Below are 25,033 nucleotides of genomic sequence, written 5' to 3'. Positions count from 1 at the left end.
GGAGCGCGGATCGCACACGCGTTCCGCGCAATCAGAACACTTGTCATACCTACGATAGACCGGAGACCGACGCGGACGTCGCCCGCATCGGTCTCCGTGCCGGAACCAGCCGGTCCGGTCGGTACTTCGGTCGGCGGCTCAGCTGGTGGTGAGCATGCCCTCGCGCAGGCGGCCCAGGAGGCGGGAGATCAGGCGCGAGACGTGCATCTGGGAGACGCCCAGGCGCTCGCCGATCTCCTTCTGGGTCAGCTCCTCCACGAACCGCCAGTGGATGATCTGCCGGTCGCGCTCGTCCAGCTCGGCGATCATCGGGGCCAGCGCGTGGAAGTCGTCCACCAGGGCCAGGGCGGCGTCGTCGGCGCCGATGAAGTCGGCGAGCGCGGACTCGCCGTCCTCGCTGCCGTTGATCGCGGCGTCCAGGGAGGCGGAGTTGTAGCCGTTGGCCGCCAGGCGGGCCTCGACGACCTCGTCCTCCGGCAGGCTCATCAGCTCCGCCAGCTCCCGGGTGGTGGGGTTGCGGCCGAGCCGGGAACGCAGCTCCTCCGTGGCCCGGGCCAGCTGCACCCGCGCCTCCTGCAGGCGACGGGGCACATGCACGGCCCAGGAGGTGTCACGGAAGAACCGCTTGATCTCACCGACGATGTAGGGGACGGCGAAGGAGGTGAACTCGACCTCGCGGGTCAGCTCGAACCGGTCGATCGCCTTGATCAGGCCGATCATGCCGACCTGGACGATGTCCTCCATCTCCTCCGGGCCACGGCTGCGGAACCGGCCGGCCGCGAAGCGGACCAGGGACATGTTCATCTCGATCAGCGTGTTGCGCGCGTACTGGTACTCGGCCGTGCCCTCCTCCAGGCCGGCCAGCTGGTCGAAGAACAGCCGCGACAGCTCCCGCGCGTCACGGGGCGCCACCTTCGACGGGTCCGTGATCTCCGGCACGCCGCCGAGCCGCCCGGCACCCCGAACCGTCCCCGTCGTCGTCTCAGTCACGGTCGTCATAGTCCTGCACCCTCCCAGTCCGATCGGCCTCATCTTCATCTTGCACTCGGGCCGACGAACTCCCGTCTACCCCGGCATCCACCACCCATGCCCACGATTTCGACGAGTTCAACAACCTTTCCGCTATGTCCGGTTCGCCGGAAATCCGGCCCGCAGCCCTACGCGTCACCGTACGCCTCGCCGCCGGTCTCGAACCCGGCCGTGCCGGCCGTGGCGTCGGCCAGCCAGGCGCGGAAGTCCGCCACCTCGGCGTCCGGCAGGCCCAGTTCGATGGTGACCGCCTCGCCGTAGCGCACGTCGCGCACGTCCCGGCCGCCGCCGCGCAGGTCGTTCTCGAGTTTGCCGGCCCGCTGGTGGTCGACGGTCACCGTGGCGAGCCGGAACCGGCGCCGGGTGAGCGTCCCGAGCTCGTCCAGGGCCTCGCCGACCGCCCCGCCATAGGCCCGGATGAGCCCGCCGGCGCCGAGCTTGACCCCGCCGTAGTACCGGGTGACGACGGCGACGACGTACCGCATGTCGCGGCGCAGCAGCATCTGGAGCATCGGCACCCCCGCGGTGCCTCCGGGCTCGCCGTCGTCGCTGGCCTTCTGCACGGCGGCGTCGGCGCCGATGACATACGCCCAGCAGTTGTGACTTGCGTCACCGTGCTTCCTGCGCACCGACGCGACGAACTCCTGGGCCTCCCGCTCGGTGCCGGCCGGGGCGAGGGCGCACAGGAAGCGCGAGCGGTTGACCTCGGTCTCGTGCACGCCCGCGCGGGCGACGGTGCGGTACTCGTCCTGCATGCCACCAGCGTAGTCTCGGCCCGGGAACCACCCGGACGAGGGAGGACGCAGGTGTACGGCGACGAGGCAACGGTCCGGAGGATCCTCACCGGACTCGGCGACACCTGGGCGGTGGTCGGCCTGTCGAACAACCGGGCACGCGCCGCCTACGGCGTGGCCGAGGTGCTCCAGCGCTTCGGCAAGCGCGCCGTGCCCGTGCACCCCGAGGCGGAGACGGTGCACGGCGAGCAGGGGTACGCCTCTCTCGCCGACGTCCCCTTCGACGTGGACGTGGTCGACGTCTTCGTCAACAGCGAGCTGGCCGGCGCGGTCGCCGACGAGGCGGTGGCCAAGGGCGCCCGGGCGGTCTGGTTCCAGCTGGGCGTCGTCGACGAGGCCGCGTACGAGCGGACCCGGGCGGCGGGCCTGGAGATGGTGATGGACCGCTGCCCCGCCATCGAGATCCCGCGGCTGGGCTGACCGGCCTGACTGTGTGCTGAGCGCTGAGCCGAGGGGCAGGACGCCGGCGGGGGTGGACTTGACACCGAGCCGACCTCAACGGCGGTGCCGACACCCCCGCCGCGCCCGGCGCGCGGGTCCAGGGAGCCGTCGAGGCCCTGACGAGCGCGCTGTACGTGGAAGACCCGGCGGCGGAGGTGAGTCGGTACGGGAGCGCCCTGGACGGGCTTTCGTCGGCGCCGTGAAGGCGGGCGTCCTGGCGTAGCCCCCGCCCCGCAGCCGACTACTCGTGCGCCTCGCGATGTGCCGCCGCCAGCTGGACGTACATCGTGCCGTTCAGGGTGATGCCCTGGCGCTCCTCCTCGGACAGCTCGCGCTTGACCTTGGCCGGGACGCCCGCCACCAGCGACCCCGGCGGGACCCGCATGCCCTGGGGCACGAGGGCCTGGGCCGCGACCAGCGAACCCGCTCCGATCACCGCCCCGTTGAGCACCGTCGCGCCCATGCCGATCAGGCAGTCGTCCTCGACGGTCGCCCCGTGCACCACGGCGTTGTGGCCGATGGAGACGCGCTCGCCGACGCTCACCGGGAAGCTCGGGTCGGAATGCAGCGTGCAGTTGTCCTGGACATTGCTGTCCGCGCCCACCGAGATGCCCTCGCAGTCGCCGCGCAGCACCGCCCCGTACCAGACGCTCGCCCCGGCGCCCAGGGTCACGTCCCCGATCACCGAGGACGTCGGCGCCACGAAGGCCCCCGGGTCCACCTTCGGGTCCTTGCCGCCGATGCCGGTGATCAGCGCCTTCTGTGTCATCGTCGCCTCCTCGTCGGGTGATCCCGAGCACCGTACGCCACCCGGTGGGGTGAAGATCACAGGGCTCCGGCATCCGGGCCCCACCGCCCGCCGACTACCGTGAACGGGTGCCCAAGCGCGAGAAGACCCGCCCGTCCCTGTGGAGCCGCCTCGCCCAGCGGGCCGTCCACGCGGGCTGGGCCTGGGTGCAGCGCACCGGCTCCGTCACCGCCCGCCATCCCGGACGCTTCCGGTTCGGCGCGCTGGGCCATGGCACCCGGCTGGCCTTCCCGCTCGGCACCGTCTTCGGCGAACCCTGGATCCACGTCGGCGCCCACTGCGTCATCGGCGAACAGGTCACCCTGACCGCCGGCCTGATGCCCGACCTCGACCTCGGCCCCGAGCCGATCCTGCGCCTCGGCGACGGCGTGGTCCTCGGCCGGGGCAGCCATGTCATCGCCGACACGACGGTCACCATCGGCAGCGACTGCTACTTCGGCCCGTACGTCTACGTCACCTCCACCAACCACTCCTACGACGACCCGCACCAGCCCATCGGCAAGCAGTGGCCGCGCATGGAGCCGGTGGAGATCGGCCCCGGCTGCTGGGTCGGCACCGGCGCGGTGATCCTGCCCGGCGCGCGGATCGGGCGGAACGTGGTCGTGGCGGCCGGCGCCGTGGTCCGGGGCACCGTCCCCGACCACGCCGTCGTCGCGGGCGCCCCCGCCCGGGTCGTCCGGCGCTGGACCCCGGCCGAGGGCTGGCAGCCGCCGCTGCGGACCCCGACCCCGATGCCGATCCCGGACGACGTGACCCCCGAACAGCTGCGGGTGCTCTCACTCCTGGACGAGGACGCGGTGGCCCGCCTGGCCGAGCTGGCGGAGCCGGCCGCCGAGGCGTAGCGGACACGTACCGGGGACCGTTCAGTACAGTGCGGTGGGAAGACGACCAGGGCGGACGGAGCGGTGGACGGAACGTGTCGGACCTCGACCTGCTGACCCGCTCCCTGGCCCGCAACGTCCGGCGCTGGCGGGCCGAGCGCGGATTCACCCTGGACGCCCTCGCCGCCCGCGCGGGCGTCAGCCGGGGCATGCTCATCCAGATCGAGCAGGCCCGCACCAACCCCAGCCTCGGCACGGTCGTGAAGATCGGCGACGCGCTCGGCATCAGCCTTCCCACCCTGCTCGACTACGAGCAGGGACCCGCCGTCCGCATCGTCCCCGCCGACCAGGCCGTGCGCCTGTGGCACACCGACGCCGGCAGCTACAACCGGCTGCTCGCCGGCACCGAGGCCCCCGGTCCGCTGGAGATGTGGGAATGGCGGCTGATGCCGGGCGAGAGCAGCCCCTCCGACCCGCACCCGGCGGGCACCGTGGAGCTGGTCCACGTGACGGCCGGGGAACTGACCCTCACCGTCGACGGCGTCGCGCACCGCGTCCCGGCCGGGGCGAGCGCCTCCTTCGAGGCGGCCTCGGCGCACGTCTACGGCAACGCGGGCACCGAGCCGATGGAGATGATCATGGCGGTCTCGGTGCCGCCCGTCCGCTGAGACGGCCCGCAGCCGCCCGCCCCGGCGTTGTTACGGTGCGGTCATGCAGGCACCCATCGGCTCCTTCGACGACGCCACCCCCGCCCCCGACTGCCTCGACCGGCTGACCGCCCCCGTCGCCGAGGCCGTGCGCCACTGGCAGGGCGGCGTCCCCGCCGCACAGATCGTCTACGTCGACACCGACCCGGAGTGGGCGGACACCGCCGTCTTCGTGGAGCACTACGGGCGCGACCTGCTGGAGCGCTCCGCCAACTGCGTGGTCGTCAGCGGCAAGCGGGGCGGCGAGACCACGCTCGCCGCCTGTGTGGTGCTCTCCACCACCCGGGTCGACGTCAATGGCGCGGTGCGCCGGCAACTCGGCGCCCGAAAAGCCTCGTTCGCGGCGATGGACACCGCGACCGGCGCGACCGGCATGGAGTACGGCGGCATCACCCCGCTCGGCCTGCCCGCCGACTGGCCCGTCCTCGTCGACCAGGCCGTCGTCGACCTGCCCTACGTCCTGGTCGGCAGCGGACGCCGGCGCGGCAAACTGCTGGTACCGGGCGAGGCCTTCGCGCAGCTCCCGGGGGCGATCGTCCTCAAGGACCTCGGCATCGCGACACGCCAGGACAGCGCGTCGTAGCCGGTCACGCAGTGGGCGCATCAGCACCTCGGCGCCGGCCTCGGGCAGAGAGGCGTTACTCCGCGGCGACCGCCGGCTCGGGCTCGACGTTCTCCGGCGCCGTCTCCCTGTTCGCGGATGCCTTGCTCGCCCGCCGCCGTACCACCAGCAGCGACCCGACCCCGATCCCGACCGCCACCACAAGACCCAGCCACGAGAACCGCTTCAGCCAGTCCTCGGCCACCACACCCACGTAGTAGATGACGGCCGTGGTGCCGCCCGCCCAGACCACCCCACCCAGCAGGTTCGCGATCAGGAACTTCCAGTACGGCATCCGCAGCACCCCGGCCAACGGCCCCGCGAAGATCCGCAGCAGGGCGACGAAGCGCCCGAAGAACACGGCCCACATCCCCCACTTCTGGAAGGACCGCTCGGCCGTGGCGATGTGCCCCTCACCGAAGTGCTTGGGGAACTTCCGCCCCAGCCAGCCCAGCAACGGCCGCCCGCCTCTGCGCCCGATGGCGTAGCCGATGGAGTCACCGATCACCGCCCCGGCAGTGGCACAGGCACCGAGGACGAACGGGTTCACGTCTCCGCTCTGCGAGGAGAGCAGCGCCGCAGACACGAGGACGATCTCGCCCGGCAGCGGGATGCCGAGGCTCTCCAGCCCGATGACCAGTCCGACCACGGCGTAGACGGCCGCCGCGGGCACCGTGTCGAGCCATTCCTGGACGTGCAACGCCCCCACCCCTCCGCTTCACACCGGCCGGCCGCTTCCCAGGCACGCCTTGGACAAAGACGCACCCAAGAAGCCTACCGGTTGTCCGGAGAGCGACTCAGCCGTTGGGCCGCAGGGTCCAGACCACCGTCATCTCACCGGTGACCGCCCCGTCCTCGCGCGTGATGGCGACGGTCACCGGGAACTCGGGCCGCTCGCCCCCGTCCAGCTCGGCGACGACCTCGGCGACGGTGCGGCCGAGGGTCGCGGTGGCGGTGACCGGGCCCAGGGCGATCTTCTTGAAGGCGATCTCGGCGGTGACCGGCAGCGGCACGGCGCGGGAGAGCTGGTCGCCGAAGGCGGCCAGGACGATGGCACCGCTGGCCGACTCCCCCAGCGTGAACATGGCGCCGGCGTGCGGACCGCCGACGTGGTTGCGGTACTCGGCCTGGTCCGGCAGGACGAGGACGGCCTTCTCCGGAGTCGTCTCCAGGTACTGGAGGTTGAGGGTGCGCACCATCGGCACCGTGGCGGCGAGCAGCTCGCCTATCGACATCTGATCATCGCTCATGGCAGCAGGTTACCCATGAGTAGCTTTCAGGGCCACTCTCTCGCTCCCCCGTTGCTACGTCCCTGACAAAGCCCGGTGACCGAATCGTGTCCCTGCGGCATTAGGGTGACTGCTCATGTGGCCAGGACAGCAGCCGCCCGGGGGCGAGCAGAACCCGCAGAATCCGCAGACGCCGAACCCCTATCAGCAGCCGGGGTATCAGCAGCCGAACCCGTACCAGCAGCCCGGCTACCAGCAGCCGAACCCGTACGGGCAGCAGCCGCCGCAGTGGGGGGCGCCGCAGCCCGCGACGCCGCCGCAGCCGCCCTCCAGGGGCGGCGGCAACCGGACGAAGCTGACGGCGATCATCGCCGCCCTCGCCGTGGTGGTGACCGCCGGCGTGACCGGTTTCCTGGTGCTCGGCGGTGACAAGGACGACGACGCGAAGGGCGACGGCAAGACCGCGCCCACCACGAGCGCGTCCAAGAGCGGGACTCCCACCGCCGACCCGACCGCGACCGCCACCGGGGGCAACCCGCGCGGCGGGGACGGGCCCAAGGCGACGGTCCCGGGCTGGAAGGTGGTCGCCAACCCGCGCTTCGGCACCATGTTCGACGTGCCGGCCGACTGGGAGATCGAGTCCACCGACACCAGCGTCGGCTTCGAGTGGGAGGAGAAGGGCAAGACCGAGCGCACCACGGTCACCGCCCCCGCCTACTACAAGTCCAAGTGGTGCACGAGCGACGACAACAAGGACGGCCGCAAGGAGGACACCGCGCTCGCCACGGTCGGCACCCGCGGCGAGGACGGCGCCAAGAGCACCGACATGGCGGCCGAGACCCGCGTGCCCTGGTGGATCTACGGCGGCTACACCCACCCGGACAAGAAGGCGGTGAAGTACGGCAAGCCCAAGCCGTTCACCACCACCGCGGGCATCAAGGGCAGCCTCGTCACGGCCTGGTCGCAGGGCGCGCCCAAGAAGGGCAAGTGCGACAGCGAGGGCAAGGTGACCACCTTCGCCTTCAAGAACGGCGCGGGCGCGTTCGTCACCTGGAACCTGTACGGCCCCAAGGGCGTCCCCGGCGAGGTCCCGGAGGCGACGGTGCAGAAGATCCTCAGCACCGTGCGCCTGACCGAGGAGCCGCCGACCGGCTCCTAGGACGTGTCCGCACACCCTGGTCAGCCGATGCCGAAGGCCCCGTCGGGCGGTTCGGGCGAGGGCACGGCGTCCTCGTCCCGCTCCACCGGCCGGGCCGCGCCGATGAACTCCCGCAGGGCGGCCCCGTGCCGCACCCGTGCCGGGAAGGCGTCGGCGGCGGTGCGGCGGGCCAGCGCGCCGGTGTCGAGCGGCCGGTGGGCGGCGGCGAGGACCGCGTTGCCGAACCGGCGCCCGCGCAGCACCCCCGGCTCGGCGATCAGCACCAGCTCCTCGAAGGCTACGGCGAGCCCGGCCAGTTGGGCCCGCAGGAAGGCGAACGGCGCCGCGTCGGCGAGATTGGCCAGGTAGACGCCGTCGGGCCGCAGAACCCGCTCGGCCTCCCGGACGTAGCCGAGGGACGCCAGGTGCGCGGGCACCCGGGAGCCGCCGAACACGTCGGCGACCAGGACGTCCGCCGAACCGTCGGGTGCCGCCTCCAGCCAGGCGCGGGCGTCGGCGGCGTGCGCGGTGATGCCGGCGCCCGCGGGCAGTGGCAGGTGCTCGGTGACCAGGTCGAGCAGGGCGCGGTCGGCCTCCACCACCCGCTGCCGGGAGCCCGGCCGGGTCGCGGCCAGGTAGCGGGGCAGGGTGAGCGCGCCGCCGCCGAGGTGCAGCACGTCGAGGGCGCGCCCCGCCGGCGCCACGACGTCCAGGCAGTGGCCGAGCCGCCGGGCGTACTCGAACTCCAGGTGCGCGGGGTCGTCCAGGTCGACGTAGGACTGCGGCGCCCCGTCGACGGTCAGCAGCCAGGCCCGCTCCCGGTCGATGTCGGGCATCAGTTTGGCGGTGCCGTGATCGACGGCGCGGGTGACGGGGACAGAGGCGTTCACCTGCACATTGTGAGCCCGCGTCAGGTCGCGGCGGGCGTCCGGGGCCCCGGGGTTGTGACGTTCGTGAGACGCACCATACGGCGATCACACACATTTGTCGGTTAGTGTCACCGGATGCTCGATGCCACCACCCGCTCTGGGGGCACCGCCACGGTCACTCCCCGGACCACGACTTCCCGGCCCACCGCGCCGCACCTCGCCGTCGCCGGACCGGCCGCGTCGGCCGTCCGCGCCTCCCGGGTGACCAGAATCCTGCTGTCGCCGTGGTCACGGCTCTCCCTGCTCGTCGCGCTGCTCGCCTCGGCCGGCACGGCGGTGCTGCTGTTCCAGCCGCAGCAGATCCTCACCGACGGCTGGCCGGCCGGGCTGGGCGGCGCCGCCGCCGTCCTCGCCTACGCGGTGGCGTACGGGCTGTGCACCGTGGCCTTCGTGCCGCGCCCGCTGCTCAACCTGGCCGCCGGCGCCCTGTTCGGCTCCCAGCTGGGCCTCGTCTCGGCGCTGGCCGGGACGGTGTTCGGGGCCGGTGTCGCCTTCTGCCTGGGCCGGGTGCTCGGCCAGGAGGCGCTGCGCCCACTGCTGCGGGGCAAGTGGCTGAAGGCGGCGGACGGGCAGCTCAGCCGGCACGGCTTCCGTTCGATGCTGGCGGCCCGGCTGTTCCCGGGCGTGCCGTTCGCCGCCGCCAACTACTGCGCGGCCGTCTCCCGCATGGGCCTGCTGCCCTTCCTGCTGGCCACCGGGCTCGGCTCGATCCCGAACACCGCCGCCTACGCGGTCGCCGGCGCCCGCGCCTCGGCGCCCACCTCGCCCGCCTTCCTGATCGCGCTGGCCGCCATCGCCCTGCCCGGCCTGGCCGGCGCGGTGGTCGCCTGGCGCAAGCGCCACCGGCTGCGCGGCCACTGACAGCGACTCACCGCACCCCCGGGTGACGGCCGCCCCCCGGGGTCCGGCCGTCACCCGGGGGCGTTACGCTGCCCTCGGCACGCTCGATCCCGATCACCGCACGCGGCGACTCGGTGTGTCCCTCGCCCGTTCTCGATCGGCACTTGGACCTTCGCGACCTCATGTCTTGGTTTGAATCCCTCGTCCTCGGACTCGTCCAGGGGCTGACCGAGTTCCTCCCCGTGTCCTCCAGCGCGCACCTGAGGCTGGCCGCGGCGTTCGCCGGCTGGCACGATCCGGGCGCGGCCTTCACGGCGATCACGCAGATCGGCACGGAGGCCGCCGTGCTCATCTACTTCCGCAAGGACATCGGGCGGATCCTCGCCGCCTGGAGCCGGTCCCTGACCGACAAGTCGATGCGCCACGACCCGGACGCCCGCATGGGCTGGCTGGTCATCGTCGGCTCCATCCCGATCGGCCTGCTCGGCGTGACGCTGAAGGACCAGATCGAGGGCCCCTTCCGGGACCTGCGGATCACCGCGACGATGCTGGTCGTGGTCGGCGTGGTCATCGGCATCGCTGACCGACTCGCGGCCCGCGACGAGGAGGGCGGCCGGCACCGCGCGGCCAAGCAGCGCAAGGAGCTGCACGACCTCGACATCAAGGACGGCCTGATCTACGGCCTCTGCCAGGCCGCGGCGCTCGTCCCCGGCGTCTCCCGCTCCGGCGCGACGATCAGCGGCGGCCTCTTCATGGGGTACCGGCGCGAGGCGGCGGCCCGCTACTCCTTCCTGCTCGCCGTCCCGGCCGTGCTGGCCTCGGGCCTGTTCGAGCTGAAGGACGCCGTGGGCAGCGACGACGTCTCCTGGGGGCCGACGATCTTCGCGACGATCATCGCCTTCGTGGTGGGATATGTCGTGATCGCGTGGTTCATGAAGTGGATCTCCACCAAGAGCTTCATGCCGTTCGTCTGGTACCGCATCGCCCTCGGCATCATCATCATCGTGCTGGTCAGCGTGGGTGTGCTGAGCCCGCACGCGGCCGAGCCGGCGCACTGAGGCACGGGCGGCGACGGGCCGGGTGTAGCCGTGCGGTAGCGCAGTGTCAGTGTCAGCCCCTAGGCTGTCCCGCATGTCCCCCGATTCCGTGACCCCTGGTTCCGCGCGCTCGGCCGCCGAAGTCAACGATCAGATCCGCGCCCTGTGGCGGCGCGCGGGCGGGATCCTGTCGGCGCAGGAACGCGTGGAGTACGAGTACCTGGTGGTCGAGTGGGCGGCCGCGATCCGCTGCGAGGTCATCGAGGCCGCCTGAGCCCGCCCGGGCCGGCGCGCTCAGCGCCCGCCCGCCACCCGCAGCACCGCCCCCGTCGTGTAGGACGCCTCCGGCGACAGCAGCCAGGCGACCGCGGCGGCGATCTCCTCGGCCCGGCCCACGCGGCGCAGCGGCACCGCGGCCCCGATCTCCCGGCCCCGCTCGGGGGCGCCCATCGCGGCGTGCATCTCGGTGTCCACGGCGCCGGGCGCCACCGCGTTGACCCGCACGCCGTCCGGACCCAGCTCCTTCGCCAGGCCGACGGTGAGGGCGTCGACCCCCGCCTTGCTGGCCGCGTAGTGGACGAACTCCCCCGGGCTGCCGAGGGTCGCGGCGCCCGAGGAGACGTTCACGATGGCGCCGGCCCCGCGCGAGGTCATCAGCCGCGCCGCCTGCCGGGCGCAGAGCAGCGCGCCGAGGAGGTTGACGTCGAGGACCCGGCGCAGGTCCGCCGGGTCCGCGTCGGCGAGGCGCCCCAGCGGGCCGGTCACCCCGGCGTTGTTCACCAGCCCGGTCACCGGCCCGAGCCGCTCCTCGGCCTCGGCGAAGAGCCGCTCGACGTCGGCCTCGGCGGAGGTGTCGGCCCGCACCGCCAGTGCCCGGCCGCCCGCCGCGCGCACCCCGGCCACGACCGACTCGGCGGCCTCCTGGTCACGGGCGTACCCCACGACCACGTCGTGGCCGTCGGCCGCCAGGCGCAGGCAGGTGGCGGCGCCGATGCCCCGGCTGCCGCCGGTGACGACGGTGAGGGGACGCGTCATGAGGACCTCCGAGGACTCCCACGTTTGATCGATCATCGATCACCCTAGGCCCGGACCCGGGCCGGTGAAAAGGGTCAGCGGGGCGGCGGAACCGCTGGTCGTTGCGCACGACGGGCCGCGCGGGGTAGGGAGGGCCGTATGAGAACGCTCGGCCACCGGCTCACCTCCCCGTGGCGGCGCTCGGCTGCGGCGGTGCTCGCCGGGGCCCTGCCCGTCCTGGCCTTCCCCGGCCCCGCCCTGTGGTGGTGGGCCTGGGCGGCCCTGGTCCCGTGGCTGCTGCTCGCGCGCTCCGCGCCGACCGGGAGGCGGGCCGCGTACGACGGCTGGTGCGGCGGCTTCGGGTTCATGCTGGCCATGCACCACTGGCTGCTGCCGAGCCTGAACGTGTTCACCTTCGTCATCGCCGCGCTGCTGGGGGCGCTGTGGGCGCCCTGGGGTTGGCTGGTGCGCCGCCTGCTGGGCGGGACGCCCGGGCGGGGCCGCGTCGCGGCGGCCCTCGTCGTGCTGCCGTCGGGCTGGCTGGCGGTGGAGCTGGTCCGCTCCTGGCAGGGGCTCGGCGGCCCCTGGGGCGTGCTCGGGGCCAGCCAGTGGCAGGTCGCGCCGGCGCTGCGGCTGGCCTCGGTGGGCGGGGTGTGGCTGCTCAGCTTCCTGCTGGTGGCGGTCAACGTGGCGCTCGCCGTCCTGGTCGCCGTGCGCCGGGCCCGGATGCCGGCCGTGGCCGGCCTGCTCGCCACCGCCGCCGCCACCTCGGCCGCCTGGGCGTGGCCCGCGCGGCCCGACACCGGCGAGCGGGTGGCGGTCGCGGTGGTGCAGCCCGGCGTGGTGTCCGGCCGGGACAGCGCGGGTCGGCGCTTCGACCGCGAGGAGGAGCTGACCCGGAAGGTCGCCGGGCGGGGCGCCGACCTGGTCGTGTGGGGCGAGAGCAGCGTCGGCTACGACCTGGCCGACCGGCCCGACCTGGCCCGGCGCCTCGCCGCGCTGTCCCGGGAGACCGGCGCCGACCTGCTGGTCAACGTCGACGCCCGGCGCTCCGACAAGCCCGGCATCTACAAGAGTTCGGTGCTGATCGGCCCCGACGGCCCGACCGGCGACCGGTACGACAAGATGCGCCTGGTGCCCTTCGGGGAGTACATCCCGGCCCGCTCGCTCCTCGGCTGGGCCACCTCGGTGGGCAAGGCGGCCGGCGAGGACCGCAGGCAGGGCTCGGAGCAGGTGGTGATGGACGTCGGCGGCGGGCTGCGGGTCGGCCCCATGGTCTGCTTCGAGAGCGCCTTCCCGGACATGAGCCGCCACCTCGCCGCCGACGGCGCCCAGCTGCTGCTGGCCCAGTCCTCGACGTCGACCTTCCAGCACTCCTGGGCGCCGGCGCAGCACGCCTCGCTCGCCGCGCTGCGGGCCGCCGAGACCGGCCGTCCGATGGTGCACGCCACGCTGACCGGCGTCTCCGCCGTCTACGACGCGCGCGGGGCGAAGGTCGGACCGTGGCTCGGCACCGACGCGAGCGAGGCACGGGTCTACGACGTCCCGCTCGCCGCCGGCACCACGCCCTACGTCCGCTTCGGCGACTGGCCGGTGCAGGCCGCGCTGCTGGTCCTGGCGGGGTGGGGCCTCGCCGAGGGCGGGCAGGCGCTGCGGCTCAGGCGGTCCGCCCGCCGCCCGTCACCTGAAGCACCACCCGCTCGCACAGCTCATGGGTCTCCAGCGCGTCCCGGGCGCTGAGCACCTCACCGGCCCGCACGGCGTCGAGGAAGGCAAGCACCGTCTGTTCGATGCCGCGCTGCCGGGCGACCGGCACCCAGTCGCCGCGCCGGCGCACCGAGGGCTGGCCCTTGTGGTCGACGACCTCGGCGAGGTTGAGCACCTGCCGCTTGGTGTCCTGCCCGGAGACCTCCAGGACCTCCTCCACCGAGCCGCTGAGCCGGTTCATGACGCCGAGCGCGGTGAACCCGTCGCCGGCCAGCTGGAGGACGACGTGGTGCAGCAGGCCGTCCACGACCCGGCCGCGCACGGTGACGTCGTCGACCTGGCCGGGGGCCAGGAAGCGCAGGGTGTCGACGACGTGGATGAAGTCGTCAAGGATCATGGTGCGCGGGTCCTCGGGGAGCCCGGTGCGGTTCTTCTGCATCAGGATCAGCTCGCGCGGGTGCTCGGCGCACTGCGCGTACCCGGGGGCGTGGCGCCGGTTGAAGCCGACGGCGAGGCTCGTGTCCCGCTCCTCGGCGAGCGCCACCAGGCGTTCGGAGTCGGCGAGTTCGTAGGCCAGCGGCTTGTCGACGTACGTGGGCACGCCGGCCCCGAGCAGCCGGGTGACGATCTCCGGGTGGGCGGCGGTCGACGCGTGCACGAAGGCGGCGTCGAGGCCCTCGGCGAGCAGCGCGTCGAGGTCGGTGTGGCGCCGGTCCGCGGGCAGGTGCAGGCCGTCCGCGACCCGGGTGAGCGTGGCGGGGGTGCGGGTCTGGAGGTGCAGTTCCACGTCGGGCAGGGTGCCGAGCACCGGCAGGTACGCCTTCTGCGCGATGTCGCCGAGTCCGATACAGCCGACCTTCACGTGTTCTGCTCCTTCTACGTCCGACGGGCTTGATCGCTGCGCAGCATACGTCGCCCCGGGGAGGGTGCGGGCGGGCAGGATGGGGGCATGACGACCGAACGCCGCGAGCCCGCCACCGACGCCGACGAACGCACCATGCTGGAGGGCTGGCTGGAGTACCACCGGCTGACCCTGGCGCTGAAGTGCGAGGGGCTGACCGACGCCCAGCTGCGGACCGCCTCGGCGGCGCCGTCCGAGCTGACCCTGCTGGGGTTGGTGCGCCACATGGCGGAGGTGGAGCGCAGCTGGTACCGCAGGGTGCTGGCGGCTCAGGACGCGGGGCCGCTGTACTACTCGGACGCGGATCCGGACGGCGAGTTCCACCTGACGGAGGCGGACACCTGGCAGGAGGCGTACGGCACCTGGCAGGCCGAGATCGAGGCGGCCCGGCGCGCCGCGGCCGGCTTCGCCCTGGACGACATGTCCCGCGGCACGCACTCGCGCACCGGCGAGCGCTTCAGCCTGCGCTGGATCCACACCCACCTGATCGAGGAGTACGCCCGCCACAACGGCCACGCCGACCTGCTGCGCGAGCGCGTCGACGGCGCGACCGGCGAGTGAACACGGGGCCCTCGGAGATCACTCGTGCGGGGCACATCGGCGCCGGTCGGGCCCGGCGGCCCGGCCAGGGCCGACAGAGTGGCGCGGGTGCATCGAACGACGACTCTCGCAGCGCTGCTCGCGACCGTGGCCGTCTCGGCCGCCCTGACCGGCTGCATGACGATCCGGCACCCGGCACCGCCCGATCGGCCCCCCGCACCACGCCCGGAGGGCCGGGCCGCACCGCGCGCCGTGCAGGCCCCGGCCCACGAGGCGCTGGAGCGGACGGACCCCGCGCCCACCGCTGCGGCACCCCGGGCGGCCACGCCTTCCCCCCGCCCACCCACCGCCCGCCCCACGCCCCGACCGCGCCCGGCACATCCCCGGCCCCCCTACCGGGCCCCGGAGCCGGCCCCGCGCCCGCACGGCCGCTCCACCGGCGCCCCGCGACCGACGGCCGGGACGGCGGTCGGCACCGCCGACCTCTGCGCGCTGGGCAGGCGGTACGGCGGCTGGCGCCCGGACAGCCCACAGGCGGTGATCTGCGAGCGAACCTACGGCCATTGAGCGACCACGGGAGGCGCGGCGCCCCGGGGGGCAGGGCGGGCGCCACCGGGCAGCCGTGGCCCAGCGGGCGCGATCAGGCGGCTGTGACCCGGCGGAGGCGACCGGGCGAGGGCGACTGGGCGCCCGTGAGCCGGCGGACGCGAACCGGTGGACGAGACTTGGCGGCCATGAGCCGGCGGACGCCACCCGGCGGATGCGCCCGGCGGGCACGACCAGGAGGCCGTGATCCGGCGGATACGGCCGGGCGGCCATGAGCCCGCAGGCGCGACCCGGCGGACGTGAACCCGCGGACGTGAGTCCTACGGCCGCCGCCTCGGCGGGGCCCACGGCCCGTCTCCGTTCGGGTCGTCCTCGCCGAGGTGGCGGGCGAGCCGGCCGATCGCCGCACGCAGGCCGGCGCCGTAGCGGTCGTCGGCGAGGTCGCGGGCCGCCGTGCGGGCGCGGGCCAGGTGGAGGCGGGCGGCCTCACGGCTGCCGAGGCGTTCGTAGCCGGCGGCGAGGTCCAGGTGCAGCCGGGGGTAGAGGGCCCGCGCCGCGGCGAGGGTCTCCGGCCGGGCGCCGCCCCGCGGGTCGTGGGTGAGTTCCTCGGCGGCGGCCAGCGCCCGCAGGTCCCAGGCCAGTTCGTCGCCCGGGTCGTCCTGGGTGTCCGCCAGGTAGTGGGCCAGGGTGCAGCGGTGCAGCGCGTCGCCGTGCTCGCCCAGCTCCGCCCACAGGCCGAGCAGGCGGTGCCGGGCCTCCTCGCGGTCGCCGGCGTGGTGCAGCATGACGACCTGCCCGATGCGCGTCAGCAGGGCGTCCGGCGCCGCCTGCTCCTGTCCCTTGGCCACCGCGTCGTCCTCCGCGCCTCGTCGGCTGTGCCCGAGCTGTCCTGCGGGAACGCTAACGGCCGGGGCCGGGGATCCGGGTCAGGCGGCTCCGCACCGGGCCGGTCCGCCCCCTCACCGGCCCAGGTCGGGGATGGTCCAGTCGATCGGGGCGTGCCCCTGGCGGGCGACCGCCTCGTTGATCTGCGTGAACGGGCGCGAGCCGAAGAACTTCTTCGCGGACAGCGGCGAGGGGTGCGCGCCCTTGACCACCGCGTGCCGGGACTCGTCGATCAGCGGCAGTTTCTTCTGCGCGTAATTGCCCCACAGCACGAAGACCGCCGGGTCGGCGCGCTCCGCCACCGCGCGGATCACCGCGTCGGTGAACAGCTCCCACCCCTTCGCCTTGTGCGAGTTGGCCTCGCCGGCCCGCACCGTGAGCACCGCGTTGAGCAGCAGCACGCCCTGCTCGGCCCACGGCATCAGATAGCCGTTGTCCGGCACCGGGACGTCCAGCTCCGCGTGCAGCTCCTTGTAGATGTTGCGCAGCGACGGCGGGACCCTCACACCCGGCCGGACCGAGAAGCACAGCCCGTGGCCCTGGCCCTCGCCGTGGTACGGGTCCTGCCCGAGGACGAGGACCTTCACCCGGTCGAACGACGTGGCGTCCAGGGCGGCGAAGACCTCCTCCCGGGGCGGATAGACCGGGCCCTTCGCCCGCTCCTCCTCGACGAACTCGGTCAGCCCCTTGAAATAGGGCTTCTGGAGCTCGCCGCCGAGCACCTCGCGCCAGGACTCGGGCAGCATGGCGATGTCGGTCACGTCAACTTCCTTACGCTGTGCGGGGTCGCTAGCCGGTCCTTGCCGGTCCGCAAAACCTACCGGCGACCACTGACAACGGGCCCGGCACCCCGGAGAAGAGCGCCGCTACCAGCTGGTCTTCCGGGACAGCTGCCACATCGTCATGATCGTCGAGGGGTCCAGCGCCCGTTCCGCACCGGAGATGTCCGCGTCCACCGCCACGTACTGCTTGCCCTGCCACAGCGGCAGCAGCCGTGCGTCGTCCACCAGGATCCGCTGGGCCCGCTCGAACTCCCGCTCCACCCTGGCCCGGTCGCTCTCGCGCCGCGAGCGGGGCAGCAGGTCGCCGGTGATCTCGGGGACGTCGTAGGGCGTGCCGAGGGCGTTCTGCTCGCCGACGAAGGGGGCGATGAAGTTCTCGGCGTCGGGGAAGTCCGGGGACCAGCCGCGCCCGAAGACCGGGTACGCGCCCTTCTGGTACCCCTCGACGTACGCCTTCCAGGGACGGCTCTTCAGGGTGACCGTGAAGAGGCCCGACTTCTCCAGCTGCCGTCTGATCTCCGCGAACTCGGCCGCCGTCTCGGAGCCGTAGCGGTCGGAGGTGTACCAGAGGGTGAGCGGGACCGGCGCGGTGATGCCGGCCGCGGTGAGGATCCGGCGGGCCCGGTCCGCGCTGGGGTCGCCGAAGGTGTCGAAGAAGCCGGTGGTGTGCCCGGTCAGGCCCTTGGGGACCATCGAGTACAGCGGCTCGACGGTGTCCTGGTACACCGTGTGCGCCAGGGTCGTCCGGTCGATGACCTGGGCGATCGCCCGGCGCACGGGCTTGCGGCCCGCCCAGGGGTCCTTGGGGTTGAAGACCAGGTAGCTGATCTCGGCGCCGGTGCCCTCGACCAGCTGGAGGTCCTTCTCCTCACCGGCCGAGGACTGGAGCGCGATCACGTCGTCCGCCGCCAGGCCGCGGTAGGTGACCTGGATCTCGCGGTCGCGCAGCGCCTTGACCATGCCGGCGGAGTCCTTGAAGTACCTGATGGTGACGGCGGCGTTGCGGCGCTCGGCGAACCCCTGGTAGTGGTCGTTGCGCACCAGCTCGGCCCGCTCGCCGTCCCGGTACGCCCGCAGCGTGTACGGCCCGGAGCCGACGACCGAGTCGCCCTCGCGCAGGGCGTCGGCGGGGTAGTCGCCCGGGTCGACGAGGGACAGGGCGGGCGTGGCGAGGACGAACGGGAAGGTGGCGTCGGGCTTGTTGAGGTGGAAGACCACCTCGCGCGCGCTGGGCGCCTGGACCCGGTCGAGGCTGCCGAGCAGGCCGGCGGGGCCGCCGTTGACATCGATGCGCTTGATGCGGTCGATGGAGTGCTTGACCGCCTGGGCGTCCAGCGGGTCGCCGTTGGAGAAGGTCAGGCCGGGGCGCAGCTCGCAGCGGTAGGTCTGGTTGGAGGCGTCCGTGAAGGAGCAGGCGCGGGCGGCGTCGGGCTGGGGCGCGGTCGCGCCGGCCGGGTAGCTCAGGAGCGTCTGGTAGATGTTGCGGAACAGTTCCCAGGAGCCGTCCCAGGAGGCGGCCGGGTCGAGGCTGCTGGGCGCGCTGGTGGTGCCCACGACGATCGGCGCGTCGTGGCCGGAAGCGTCGGAGGAGAAGACTCCGCAGCCGGCGACCAGTGACGATATGGACGCCACGGCCGCGACCCGCCGCAGACCTCGGTTCCGGTGGGACACGCGCACGCTCCTCGATCGGCCGACTGGAGAATCGGCAGACCATACCGCAGCGCCTCGCGCCCTCAACCCCCTTGTGAACAGGGTGTTTTGATCAACCCCGGCTGACTTCGTTGTCATCCGGGGATGATCTCGGAAGGTGGACACGGGCGCCGCCGGGGACGACGGCGCCCGTGCCGAGTCCGGTACCGGCCTCAGCTCACGCCGGCGTTGAGGAAGATGCCGCCGTCGACCACCAGGGTCTGGCCGGTGACCCAGTCGGACTGGTCCGAGGTGAGGAACGCGGCGGCGCCGCCGATGTCGGCGGGCACCCCGAGCCGGCCCAGCGGGTAGCTCGCCGCGGCCTCCTCCTCGCGGCCCTCGTACAGGGCAGCGGCGAACTTGGTCTTCACCACGGCCGGGGCGATGGCGTTGACCCGCACCCGGGGCGCGAACTCGTGCGCCAGCTGCTGGGTGAGGTTGATCAGGGCGGCCTTGCTGACGCCGTAGGCGGCGATGAAGGGCGAGGGGGCGATGCCCGCCACGGAGGCGATGTTGACGATGGCGCCGCCGTTGTCCTTCTGCCAGGCGTGCCAGGTGCGCTGGGCGAAGCCGAGCGCCGAGATCACGTTGGTCTCGAAGACCTTGCGAGCGACGTTCAGGTCCAGGTCGGCGATGGGCCCGAACACCGGGTTGGTCCCGGCGTTGTTGACCAGGAAGTCGACGCGGCCGAAGACCTCCATCGCGCGCTCGACGGCGGCGGCCTGGTGGACCTCGTCGTGGGCCTTGCCGGCGACGCCGACGGCCCGGTCGGCGCCGAGCCGCTCGACGGCCTCCTTCAGCGCGTCCTCGTTGCGGCCGGTGATGACCACCCGGTCGCCGCGGGCGACGAGCGCCTCGGCGACGCCGTAGCCGATGCCGCGGCTGGCGCCGGTGACGAGCGCGACCTTGCCGGAAGGCTCGGGGAGTTCTGCGGAAGTCATGTGAACCCGTGTCCTCTGGTCTCGCTAGTTCAGCGGTCCGCCGGCGACGTACAGCACCTGGCCGGAGACGAAGCCGGCCGCCTCGCCGGTGAAGAAGGCGATGGCGTTGGCGATGTCCTCGGGCTCACCGACGCGCTGCACCGGGATCTGGGTGGCGGCGGCCTTCTTGAAGTCGTCGAAGCCCATGCCGACGCGCTCGGCGGTGGCGGCGGTCATGTCGGTGGCGATGAAGCCGGGGGCGACGGCGTTGGCGGTGATGCCGAACTTGCCCAGCTCGATGGCGAGGGTCTTGGTGAAGCCCTGCAGACCGGCCTTGGCGGCGGAGTAGTTGGCCTGGCCGCGGTTGCCCAGCGCCGAGGAGGAGGAGAGGTTGACGACCCGGCCGAAGCCCGCGTCCACCATGTGCTTCTGGACGGCCTTGGTCATCAGGAAGGAGCCGCGCAGGTGCACGTTCAGGACGGTGTCCCAGTCGGAGGCGCTCATCTTGAAGAGCAGGTTGTCGCGCAGCACGCCCGCGTTGTTGACGAGGATCGTCGGCGCGCCCAACTCGGCCACGACCCGGGCGACGGCCGCCTCGACCTGGGCCTCGTCGGAGACGTCCGCGCCGACCGCGACGGCCTTGCCACCGGCGGCGGTGATCTTCTCGACGGTGTCCTTGCACGCGGCCTCGTCGAGGTCGATCACCGCGACGGCACGGCCTTCGGCGGCCAGGCGTACGGCGGTGGCGGCACCGATGCCGCGCGCGGCTCCGGTGACGACGGCGACCCGCGCTTCAGTGGTGGACATTGCTGCTTCTCCTCGCCCTTGGGGACGCCCACCGTCGGGTGAGCGACCGCTTAGTACCTTCCGCACACGAGACGCTAGAAGCCAAGGCACCCGGTGTCAACGGGACACCACCCCGGTGTGATCCATTACGCCGCAGCGGTCGTCCGTCGCCTGCGGGCGCGTCGTGGCTGGTCGCGCCCACGCGGCGGAGCCGCAAATCGACACAGCCCCGCGCCCCTGGGGCGTCGCCGTCGCGTCGGCCACACACGTGCCACAGCTGCGGGCAGCCGCATCCCGCGTAGCTGCGGGCAGTCGTGCCGCACCCGCCCGCCCCCGCGCAGCTGCGGGCAGTCGTGCCGCTGGGGCGGCACGGGTGGGCGCAGCGGCACCTCGTCGCGCCGAGCTGCGCCACGCCCCCCGCCCTGCGCCCTGATCCCTCGAACGGACCAGCGCTGCGGGCCCCCGCCCCCGGTTCCCCCTAGCGTCGATCACGAAGCCACGCCCCACACGGAACCCCCAACAAGGAGCGCCCATGCGCCGTCGCACCGGTGCCGCCACCCTGGCCATAGCCACCGCCGCGATCGTCCCCCTGGCCGATCCCGCCCACGCCCAGGACCAGAACTGCCGGAACTACGCCTACCAGGAGGACGCCCAGGCGGCCCTGGACCGCGACCGGAACGACCCCGGCCGCCTGGACCGCGAACAGGGCCCCTCCGACGGCAGAGCCTGCGAGGCACTCCCCCGCCGAGCCTCCCTCCCCACCATCTCCGCCACCTGGCTCCCCCGCCCGGAGACCCTCGCCCCGGCCCAGCGGGCCACCCCGACCACAGCCCCCACGCTCGGCGTCCAGGGCGGCCTCGGCGGCTCCTCGACGACCGGCCCGACCGGCTGGGACGTCGCCATCGGCCTGTCCTGCGTCTCCGCCGCGGGCCTGGCGACGGCCCTGGTACTGCGCCGCCGCCGACGCACCTGAGCCGCCCCCGGTCCACTCAGTGGACCAGCAGCTCCAGCAGCCTCTCCACCTCGGCCACCGGGTCCGCGGTGAGCCCGGTGTGCACCGGCCCGGCCCGCACGATGGTCGACCGGGGCGCGATCAGCCACCGAAAGCGCCGCCCCGGATCGTCACCGCCCGCCTGCCCCGCCGCCGCACCCCCCTCGCACACGCCCTCGACCGCGCGCAGCGCCCCCCGCACCCCGGCCAGGTCGACGTCCGGGTCGAGGGCCAGCAGCCGGCGCTCGTCCAGGTGCGTGCGCACCCCGACGTACCCGCGCGCCCGGCAGTACACCAACACCCCCGCGTTGATCCGCTCGCCGCGCTCCACCCGGGGCACGATCCGCAGCAGCGCGTACTCGTAGACGTGCCGCTCGCTCACCGCTCCCCCTCCAGACGGACCCGCTCGTGGATGTCGGCCGCGCGGGCGAGCAGCGGCCCGGCATAGGCCCGCCGGACCTCGTCGGGCGTGGCGAAGCCGGGCTCGTCGGCCAGCCAGGCGTCCGGGATCTCGGCGGTGACCTCGGCGAGCAGGTCCTCGGTGACCAGCGGCGCCAGCTCGGCGGCGGCGGAGCGGACGTCCGGCGCGAAGGGCGCGAGGGCGTGGTCGGTGGCGTCGTAGGGGCGGGCGGCGGACCGCTCGGCGCCGGGCCAGTTGTGGTGCCAGATCAGCGAGGCGCCGTGGTCGACGAGCCACAGCTCGCCGTGCCACCGCAGCAGGTTGGGATTGCGCCAGGACCGGTCGACGTTGTTGACCAGCGCGTCGAACCAGACGACCCGCCCGGCCTCCTCGGCGCCCACCGCGAAGGCGAGCGGGTCGAAGCCGAGCGCGCCGGAGAGGAAGTCCATGCCGAGGTTGGTGCCGCCGCTGGAGCGGAGCAGGTCCTGCACCTGCTGCTCGGGCTCGGCCAGCCCGAGCACCGGGTCGAGGCCGACCGTCACCAGGCGCGGCACCCGCAGGCCGAGCCGGCGGGCCAGCTCGCCGCAGACCACCTCGGCGACCAGCGTCTTGCGGCCCTGACCCGCGCCGGTGAACTTCAGCACGTACAGGCCGAGGTCGTCGGCCTCGACGAGTCCCGGCAGCGAACCCCCCTCGCGCAGCGGCGCGACGAACCGGGTGGCGACCACGTCCTTGAGCATCGCCCCAGGCTACCGGCGCCGTTGGACACCGGACGCCACCCGCCCGTACCCGCCGGGGTACCGTCGACCGGTCGGCGCGAGGGGAAGGGGGCCCGCATGAGCGGGACGCAGCGGCGGGGCCGCAGGATCATGATGACGCCCGGTGAACTGGACGCCTTCCTCGGCGAGCAGCGCACCTGCCGGGTCGCCTCGGTCTCCGCCGACGGCACCCCGCACGTGAGCGCCCTCTGGTTCGCCTGGGACGGCACCTCGATGTGGCTGTACTCCGTGGTGCGCAGCCGGCGTTGGGCCGACCTCCGGCACGACTCGCGGGCGGCCGTGGTGGTGGACACCGGCGAGGAGTACGGAGAGCTGCGGGGCGCGGAGCTGTCGGGCCGGGTGGAGGTGGTCGGCGAGGTGCCGCGCACGGGCGAGCTGTGCGCCGAACTCGACCTGGCGGAGACGCTGTTCGCCCGCAAGTACTTCGGCCTGGCGGAGCTGCCGCACGACGGCCGGCACGCCTGGCTGCGGCTGACTCCGGACAAGACGGTCTCCTGGGACTTCCGCAAGCTCGCCGCGGGCTGAGGGGCGTCTCCTGCGCCGCTTCACACCGGTCGGCCGACCCGGCCCGCCGCCGTCCGCAGGGCCTCCACCGCCGCCCGGATCGACGGACGGCGGTCGGCGTCCGCGCGCCAGACGACGTACACGTGCCGCCGCACCCGCTGCCGAAGCGGCACCGTGACCACGCCCGCCGGCACCGGGTCGCGGCCGAGCACCGGGGCGATGCACACCCCGAGCCCGGCGGCGACCAGGGCGAGCTGGGTGTGGCTCTCGGCGGCGAGGTGGCCGACGATCGGCTCGACGCCCATGGAGCGCAGGGTGAAGAGCAGCCACTCATGGCAGAACTCGCCCTCCCCCCAGGTGATCCACTCGTCCTCGGCGAACTCGGCGAGATCCACCTCCGGCCGGTCCGCGAGCCGGTGCCCGGCCGGCATCGCCACGTCGGCGGGGTCGTCGAGAAGCGCGGCCTTGACCAGCCCGTCGGGCAGCGGCATCGGCTTGTTGTACCAGTCCAGGACCACGGCGAGGTCGAGGTCGCCGCGGATCACGCCCGCGATGCCGCGCTCCGGCTCCAGCTCGCTGGAGCGCAGCCGCAGCGCCGGGTGTCCGGCGCGCAGGGCGGCCAGTGCGGCCGGGAAGAGCCCGCGGGCGGCCGTCGGGAACGCCGACATGCGCAGCTCCCCCACCACCTGCCCGCGCTGCGCCTCCAAATCGGACTGGGCGAGGGCGACCTGGGAGAGGATGCGGGCGGCGTGCTCGGCGAGCAGCCCGCCGGCGTCGGTGAGCCGCACGCCCCGGCCGTTCTTGGCCAGCATCTGCTGGCCGACCTCCCGCTCCAGCTTGGCCATCTGCTGCGAGACGGCCGAGGTGGTGATGTGCAGCGACTCGGCGGCACCGCTGACCGAGCCGTGCCGGGCGAGGGCGTCGAGGGTGCGCAGGCGCTCGAGATTCAACACGTAAGCGATACTAAAGGGTACCGCCAGCGAATTCTCGCTTGTGCTACGAGGACGGTCGCCGTCATCGTCGTCCCATGAACACCACCGGCTCGGCCTCCGCCCCCGCCCGCCTGCTCGACTGGCGGCTGCGCTTCGGCCTCCTCTCCCTCATCTGGGGCTTCAGCTTCCTCTTCATGAAGGTGGGCACCGAGAGCTTCGCGCCCTTCCAGGTCACGCTGGGCCGGCTCGCCTCCGGGACGGCGGTCCTCGCGGTGGCGATGGCGGTACGGCGCGAGCGGCTCCCGCGCGGCCTGCGGACCTGGGTCCACCTGGCGGTCGCCGGGTTCCTGCTCAACGCGCTGCCGTTCTCCCTCTTCGCCTTCTCCGAGCTGACCATCCCGTCGTCGCTGGCCGGCATCTGCAACGCGACCTCGCCCCTGTGGGGCATGGCCCTGTCCCTGGTCGCCCTCTCCGAGGACCGCCCGACCCGGCTGCGGGTGGCGGGGCTCGGCGTCGGTTTCCTCGGCGTCCTGACGGTGCTGGGCGTCTGGCAGGGCTTCCACGGCCTGGACGGCACGGGCACGGCGCTGGCCCTGCTGGCCTCGCTGAGCTACCCGGTCGGCTGGATCTATGTCCGTCGCACGCTGGCAGGGTCCGGTGAGTCCCACCTCTCCCTGACCGGCGCCCAGCTGCTCCTGGCCACGGTGCAACTCGCCGTCGCCACGCCCCTGTTCACGTCCGTCCCCGCTCACTTCCCGCTCCTCCCGCTGCTGGCGGTCGCCGCGCTCGGCGCCCTGGGCACCGGGCTCGCGGTCCTGCTCCAGTACGGGCTGGTCGCGGAGGTCGGCCCGACGACCGCCCAGATGGTCACCTACTTCACCCCGGTCATCGCCACGGCGGCGGGCGTGGCCCTCCTCGGCGAGCACCTGTCCTGGTCGACCCCGGTCGGCGCGGTCGTCGTCCTGGCCGGCGCGGCCCTCACCCAGGCCTGCCCCAGGCCCAGGCCCCTCGCCGCGCCCAGCCCGGCACGGGACCCGCAGCGCGCGAACGCCTGACGACCTCGCGGCGGCGAGGATCGCGCTGCCGGGCATCCCGTCCGCCGGCGACCGACCCACGCAACCGGCCGAGCCCGCACCGACGCGAACGGCCAACGACCACGCTCCCGACTCCCGGTCCCCGACTCCGGGCTCCGGGCTCCGGGCTCCGGGCTCCGGGCTCCGGGCTCCGGGCTCCGGGCTCCGGGCTCCGGGCTCCGGGCTCCGGGCTCCGGGCTCCGGGCTCCG

At 73.7% G+C, this 25,033-nt stretch carries 29 protein-coding genes; 13 read left to right on the top strand and 16 right to left on the bottom strand.

The window, feature by feature from the left end; translation table 11 throughout:
- Positions 1-138: 138 nt before the first annotated feature.
- Positions 139-999 carry an RNA polymerase sigma factor SigF gene (locus ACGFZL_RS09085; RefSeq protein ID WP_393690251.1) on the bottom strand — a complete coding sequence of 287 codons (861 nt, stop codon included), beginning with the start codon at positions 997-999 and terminating at the stop codon, positions 139-141.
- 158 nt (positions 1,000-1,157) lie between these two features.
- Positions 1,158-1,784, bottom strand: coding sequence for a YigZ family protein (locus ACGFZL_RS09080; protein WP_393690250.1), 627 nt, complete (start codon positions 1,782-1,784; stop codon positions 1,158-1,160).
- Between the two features lie 51 nt (positions 1,785-1,835).
- On the opposite strand from ACGFZL_RS09080, the gene ACGFZL_RS09075 reads away from it, so the two are divergent.
- Positions 1,836-2,243, top strand: a complete 408-nt coding sequence (locus tag ACGFZL_RS09075; protein ID WP_393690249.1) for a CoA-binding protein — start codon at positions 1,836-1,838, stop codon at positions 2,241-2,243.
- A 262-nt stretch (positions 2,244-2,505) separates the two neighbouring features.
- Here the strand turns inward: ACGFZL_RS09075 and ACGFZL_RS09070 are convergent, their stop codons facing one another.
- On the bottom strand, positions 2,506-3,033 hold the full coding sequence (locus tag ACGFZL_RS09070) for a gamma carbonic anhydrase family protein (protein ID WP_393690248.1): 528 nt from the start codon (positions 3,031-3,033) through the stop codon (positions 2,506-2,508).
- A 107-nt stretch (positions 3,034-3,140) separates the two neighbouring features.
- On the opposite strand from ACGFZL_RS09070, the gene ACGFZL_RS09065 reads away from it, so the two are divergent.
- The 3 genes from ACGFZL_RS09065 to ACGFZL_RS09055 all read left to right on the top strand — a co-directional run bounded on the left by ACGFZL_RS09065 (position 3,141) and on the right by ACGFZL_RS09055 (position 5,183).
- The gene (locus ACGFZL_RS09065) at positions 3,141-3,914 is read left to right on the top strand and encodes an acyltransferase (protein WP_393690247.1); all 774 of its coding nucleotides are present in this window, start codon (positions 3,141-3,143) and stop codon (positions 3,912-3,914) included.
- A gap of 74 nt (positions 3,915-3,988) precedes the next feature.
- Positions 3,989-4,561, top strand: coding sequence for an XRE family transcriptional regulator (locus ACGFZL_RS09060; protein WP_393690246.1), 573 nt, complete (start codon positions 3,989-3,991; stop codon positions 4,559-4,561).
- A 43-nt stretch (positions 4,562-4,604) separates the two neighbouring features.
- Positions 4,605-5,183 carry a YbaK/EbsC family protein gene (locus ACGFZL_RS09055; RefSeq protein WP_393690245.1) on the top strand — a complete coding sequence of 193 codons (579 nt, stop codon included), beginning with the start codon at positions 4,605-4,607 and terminating at the stop codon, positions 5,181-5,183.
- A 55-nt stretch (positions 5,184-5,238) separates the two neighbouring features.
- On the opposite strand, the gene ACGFZL_RS09050 is transcribed toward ACGFZL_RS09055, so the two are convergent.
- The gene (locus ACGFZL_RS09050) at positions 5,239-5,901 is read right to left on the bottom strand and encodes a DedA family protein (protein WP_393690244.1); all 663 of its coding nucleotides are present in this window, start codon (positions 5,899-5,901) and stop codon (positions 5,239-5,241) included.
- A gap of 97 nt (positions 5,902-5,998) precedes the next feature.
- A complete protein-coding gene (locus ACGFZL_RS09045) occupies positions 5,999-6,436 on the bottom strand; it encodes a DUF4442 domain-containing protein (protein WP_393690599.1) in 438 nt (145 codons plus the stop codon).
- 130 nt (positions 6,437-6,566) lie between these two features.
- Between ACGFZL_RS09045 and ACGFZL_RS09040 the strand changes: the two genes are divergently transcribed.
- Positions 6,567-7,589 (top strand): hypothetical protein, encoded by a 1,023-nt coding sequence (locus ACGFZL_RS09040; RefSeq protein ID WP_393690243.1) that lies wholly within the window; start codon positions 6,567-6,569, stop codon positions 7,587-7,589.
- Between the two features lie 20 nt (positions 7,590-7,609).
- On the opposite strand, the gene ACGFZL_RS09035 is transcribed toward ACGFZL_RS09040, so the two are convergent.
- On the bottom strand, positions 7,610-8,458 hold the full coding sequence (locus ACGFZL_RS09035; RefSeq protein ID WP_393690242.1) for a spermidine synthase: 849 nt from the start codon (positions 8,456-8,458) through the stop codon (positions 7,610-7,612).
- A gap of 114 nt (positions 8,459-8,572) precedes the next feature.
- Between ACGFZL_RS09035 and ACGFZL_RS09030 the strand changes: the two genes are divergently transcribed.
- The 3 genes from ACGFZL_RS09030 (at position 8,573) to ACGFZL_RS09020 (ending at position 10,648) form a co-directional block, all read left to right on the top strand.
- On the top strand, positions 8,573-9,358 hold the full coding sequence (locus ACGFZL_RS09030; protein ID WP_393690241.1) for a TVP38/TMEM64 family protein: 786 nt from the start codon (positions 8,573-8,575) through the stop codon (positions 9,356-9,358).
- 161 nt (positions 9,359-9,519) lie between these two features.
- On the top strand, positions 9,520-10,395 hold the full coding sequence (locus ACGFZL_RS09025; RefSeq protein ID WP_393690240.1) for an undecaprenyl-diphosphate phosphatase: 876 nt from the start codon (positions 9,520-9,522) through the stop codon (positions 10,393-10,395).
- 73 nt (positions 10,396-10,468) lie between these two features.
- A complete protein-coding gene (locus ACGFZL_RS09020) occupies positions 10,469-10,648 on the top strand; it encodes a hypothetical protein (RefSeq protein WP_355176357.1) in 180 nt (59 codons plus the stop codon).
- A gap of 20 nt (positions 10,649-10,668) precedes the next feature.
- Here ACGFZL_RS09020 and ACGFZL_RS09015 read toward each other — a convergent pair whose 3' ends face one another.
- Complete coding sequence (locus ACGFZL_RS09015; RefSeq protein ID WP_393690239.1) at positions 10,669-11,409, bottom strand: SDR family NAD(P)-dependent oxidoreductase; 741 nt, start codon at positions 11,407-11,409, stop codon at positions 10,669-10,671.
- Positions 11,410-11,547: 138 nt separating this feature from the next.
- On the opposite strand from ACGFZL_RS09015, the gene lnt reads away from it, so the two are divergent.
- On the top strand, positions 11,548-13,128 hold the full coding sequence (gene lnt, locus ACGFZL_RS09010) for an apolipoprotein N-acyltransferase (protein WP_393690238.1): 1,581 nt from the start codon (positions 11,548-11,550) through the stop codon (positions 13,126-13,128).
- On the opposite strand, the gene ACGFZL_RS09005 is transcribed toward lnt, so the two are convergent.
- A complete protein-coding gene (locus ACGFZL_RS09005; protein ID WP_393690237.1) occupies positions 13,046-13,957 on the bottom strand; it encodes a Gfo/Idh/MocA family protein in 912 nt (303 codons plus the stop codon). The genes lnt and ACGFZL_RS09005 overlap by 83 nt on opposite strands.
- A gap of 87 nt (positions 13,958-14,044) precedes the next feature.
- Here ACGFZL_RS09005 and ACGFZL_RS09000 point away from each other — a divergent pair, with 87 nt between their 5' ends.
- Positions 14,045-14,557 (top strand): DinB family protein, encoded by a 513-nt coding sequence (locus ACGFZL_RS09000; RefSeq protein ID WP_393690236.1) that lies wholly within the window; start codon positions 14,045-14,047, stop codon positions 14,555-14,557.
- 845 nt (positions 14,558-15,402) lie between these two features.
- Here the strand turns inward: ACGFZL_RS09000 and ACGFZL_RS08995 are convergent.
- The 5 genes from ACGFZL_RS08995 to fabG all read right to left on the bottom strand — a co-directional run bounded on the left by ACGFZL_RS08995 (position 15,403) and on the right by fabG (position 20,165).
- The gene (locus ACGFZL_RS08995; protein WP_355176362.1) at positions 15,403-15,930 is read right to left on the bottom strand and encodes a hypothetical protein; all 528 of its coding nucleotides are present in this window, start codon (positions 15,928-15,930) and stop codon (positions 15,403-15,405) included.
- Positions 15,931-16,041: 111 nt separating this feature from the next.
- Entirely contained in the window at positions 16,042-16,728 is a 687-nt protein-coding gene (gene ung, locus ACGFZL_RS08990; protein WP_393690235.1) for a uracil-DNA glycosylase, read from the bottom strand.
- A 105-nt stretch (positions 16,729-16,833) separates the two neighbouring features.
- Positions 16,834-18,420: an ABC transporter substrate-binding protein gene (locus ACGFZL_RS08985; RefSeq protein ID WP_393690234.1), complete on the bottom strand. Its 1,587-nt coding sequence runs from the start codon at positions 18,418-18,420 to the stop codon at positions 16,834-16,836.
- Between the two features lie 191 nt (positions 18,421-18,611).
- Positions 18,612-19,379, bottom strand: coding sequence for an SDR family oxidoreductase (locus ACGFZL_RS08980; RefSeq protein ID WP_393690233.1), 768 nt, complete (start codon positions 19,377-19,379; stop codon positions 18,612-18,614).
- A gap of 24 nt (positions 19,380-19,403) precedes the next feature.
- Positions 19,404-20,165, bottom strand: a complete 762-nt coding sequence (gene fabG, locus ACGFZL_RS08975; RefSeq protein ID WP_355176366.1) for a 3-oxoacyl-ACP reductase FabG — start codon at positions 20,163-20,165, stop codon at positions 19,404-19,406.
- Between the two features lie 511 nt (positions 20,166-20,676).
- On the opposite strand from fabG, the gene ACGFZL_RS08970 reads away from it, so the two are divergent.
- Positions 20,677-21,117 (top strand): excalibur calcium-binding protein, encoded by a 441-nt coding sequence (locus ACGFZL_RS08970; protein ID WP_393690232.1) that lies wholly within the window; start codon positions 20,677-20,679, stop codon positions 21,115-21,117.
- Positions 21,118-21,133: 16 nt separating this feature from the next.
- Here ACGFZL_RS08970 and ACGFZL_RS08965 read toward each other — a convergent pair whose 3' ends face one another.
- Together ACGFZL_RS08965 and ACGFZL_RS08960 are read right to left on the bottom strand one after the other, a co-directional pair.
- Positions 21,134-21,517: a DUF3037 domain-containing protein gene (locus tag ACGFZL_RS08965; protein ID WP_393690231.1), complete on the bottom strand. Its 384-nt coding sequence runs from the start codon at positions 21,515-21,517 to the stop codon at positions 21,134-21,136.
- A complete protein-coding gene (locus tag ACGFZL_RS08960; protein ID WP_393690230.1) occupies positions 21,514-22,275 on the bottom strand; it encodes a HipA family kinase in 762 nt (253 codons plus the stop codon). Before ACGFZL_RS08960 ends, ACGFZL_RS08965 begins: the two co-directional genes overlap by 4 nt.
- Positions 22,276-22,371: 96 nt before the next feature.
- Between ACGFZL_RS08960 and ACGFZL_RS08955 the strand changes: the two genes are divergently transcribed.
- Positions 22,372-22,839, top strand: coding sequence for a pyridoxamine 5'-phosphate oxidase family protein (locus ACGFZL_RS08955; protein ID WP_393690229.1), 468 nt, complete (start codon positions 22,372-22,374; stop codon positions 22,837-22,839).
- Positions 22,840-22,859: 20 nt separating this feature from the next.
- On the opposite strand, the gene ACGFZL_RS08950 is transcribed toward ACGFZL_RS08955, so the two are convergent.
- Positions 22,860-23,771 carry a LysR family transcriptional regulator gene (locus tag ACGFZL_RS08950; RefSeq protein WP_393690228.1) on the bottom strand — a complete coding sequence of 304 codons (912 nt, stop codon included), beginning with the start codon at positions 23,769-23,771 and terminating at the stop codon, positions 22,860-22,862.
- Between the two features lie 74 nt (positions 23,772-23,845).
- Here ACGFZL_RS08950 and ACGFZL_RS08945 point away from each other — a divergent pair, with 74 nt between their 5' ends.
- Positions 23,846-24,805, top strand: a complete 960-nt coding sequence (locus tag ACGFZL_RS08945) for a DMT family transporter (RefSeq protein ID WP_393690227.1) — start codon at positions 23,846-23,848, stop codon at positions 24,803-24,805.
- Positions 24,806-25,033: the final 228 nt, after the last annotated feature.

This window comes from Streptomyces sp. NPDC048182 (genome assembly GCF_043202555.1).
Taxonomy (GTDB): Bacteria; Actinomycetota; Actinomycetes; order Streptomycetales; family Streptomycetaceae; genus Streptomyces.
Note: the sequence above shows the minus strand (reverse complement) of the source record. Positions and strands in the feature narration are given on the sequence as shown.

Bases quoted from the DNA above. Each gene is read 5' to 3' on its own strand.
- ACGFZL_RS09085 (WP_393690251.1), bottom strand. From the start codon at position 999: ATGACGACCGTGACTGAGACGACGACGGGGACGGTTCGGGGTGCCGGG.
- ACGFZL_RS09080 (WP_393690250.1), bottom strand. From the start codon at position 1,784: ATGCAGGACGAGTACCGCACCGTCGCCCGCGCGGGCGTGCACGAGACC.
- ACGFZL_RS09070 (WP_393690248.1), bottom strand. From the start codon at position 3,033: ATGACACAGAAGGCGCTGATCACCGGCATCGGCGGCAAGGACCCGAAG.
- ACGFZL_RS09055 (WP_393690245.1), top strand. From the start codon at position 4,605: ATGCAGGCACCCATCGGCTCCTTCGACGACGCCACCCCCGCCCCCGAC.
- ACGFZL_RS09045 (WP_393690599.1), bottom strand. From the start codon at position 6,436: ATGTCGATAGGCGAGCTGCTCGCCGCCACGGTGCCGATGGTGCGCACC.
- ACGFZL_RS09040 (WP_393690243.1), top strand. From the start codon at position 6,567: ATGTGGCCAGGACAGCAGCCGCCCGGGGGCGAGCAGAACCCGCAGAAT.
- ACGFZL_RS09030 (WP_393690241.1), top strand. From the start codon at position 8,573: ATGCTCGATGCCACCACCCGCTCTGGGGGCACCGCCACGGTCACTCCC.
- ACGFZL_RS09025 (WP_393690240.1), top strand. From the start codon at position 9,520: ATGTCTTGGTTTGAATCCCTCGTCCTCGGACTCGTCCAGGGGCTGACC.
- ACGFZL_RS09020 (WP_355176357.1), top strand. From the start codon at position 10,469: ATGTCCCCCGATTCCGTGACCCCTGGTTCCGCGCGCTCGGCCGCCGAA.
- ACGFZL_RS09015 (WP_393690239.1), bottom strand. From the start codon at position 11,409: ATGACGCGTCCCCTCACCGTCGTCACCGGCGGCAGCCGGGGCATCGGC.
- lnt (WP_393690238.1), top strand. From the start codon at position 11,548: ATGAGAACGCTCGGCCACCGGCTCACCTCCCCGTGGCGGCGCTCGGCT.
- ACGFZL_RS09000 (WP_393690236.1), top strand. From the start codon at position 14,045: ATGACGACCGAACGCCGCGAGCCCGCCACCGACGCCGACGAACGCACC.
- ACGFZL_RS08980 (WP_393690233.1), bottom strand. From the start codon at position 19,379: ATGACTTCCGCAGAACTCCCCGAGCCTTCCGGCAAGGTCGCGCTCGTC.
- fabG (WP_355176366.1), bottom strand. From the start codon at position 20,165: ATGTCCACCACTGAAGCGCGGGTCGCCGTCGTCACCGGAGCCGCGCGC.
- ACGFZL_RS08970 (WP_393690232.1), top strand. From the start codon at position 20,677: ATGCGCCGTCGCACCGGTGCCGCCACCCTGGCCATAGCCACCGCCGCG.
- ACGFZL_RS08960 (WP_393690230.1), bottom strand. From the start codon at position 22,275: ATGCTCAAGGACGTGGTCGCCACCCGGTTCGTCGCGCCGCTGCGCGAG.
- ACGFZL_RS08955 (WP_393690229.1), top strand. From the start codon at position 22,372: ATGAGCGGGACGCAGCGGCGGGGCCGCAGGATCATGATGACGCCCGGT.
- ACGFZL_RS08945 (WP_393690227.1), top strand. From the start codon at position 23,846: ATGAACACCACCGGCTCGGCCTCCGCCCCCGCCCGCCTGCTCGACTGG.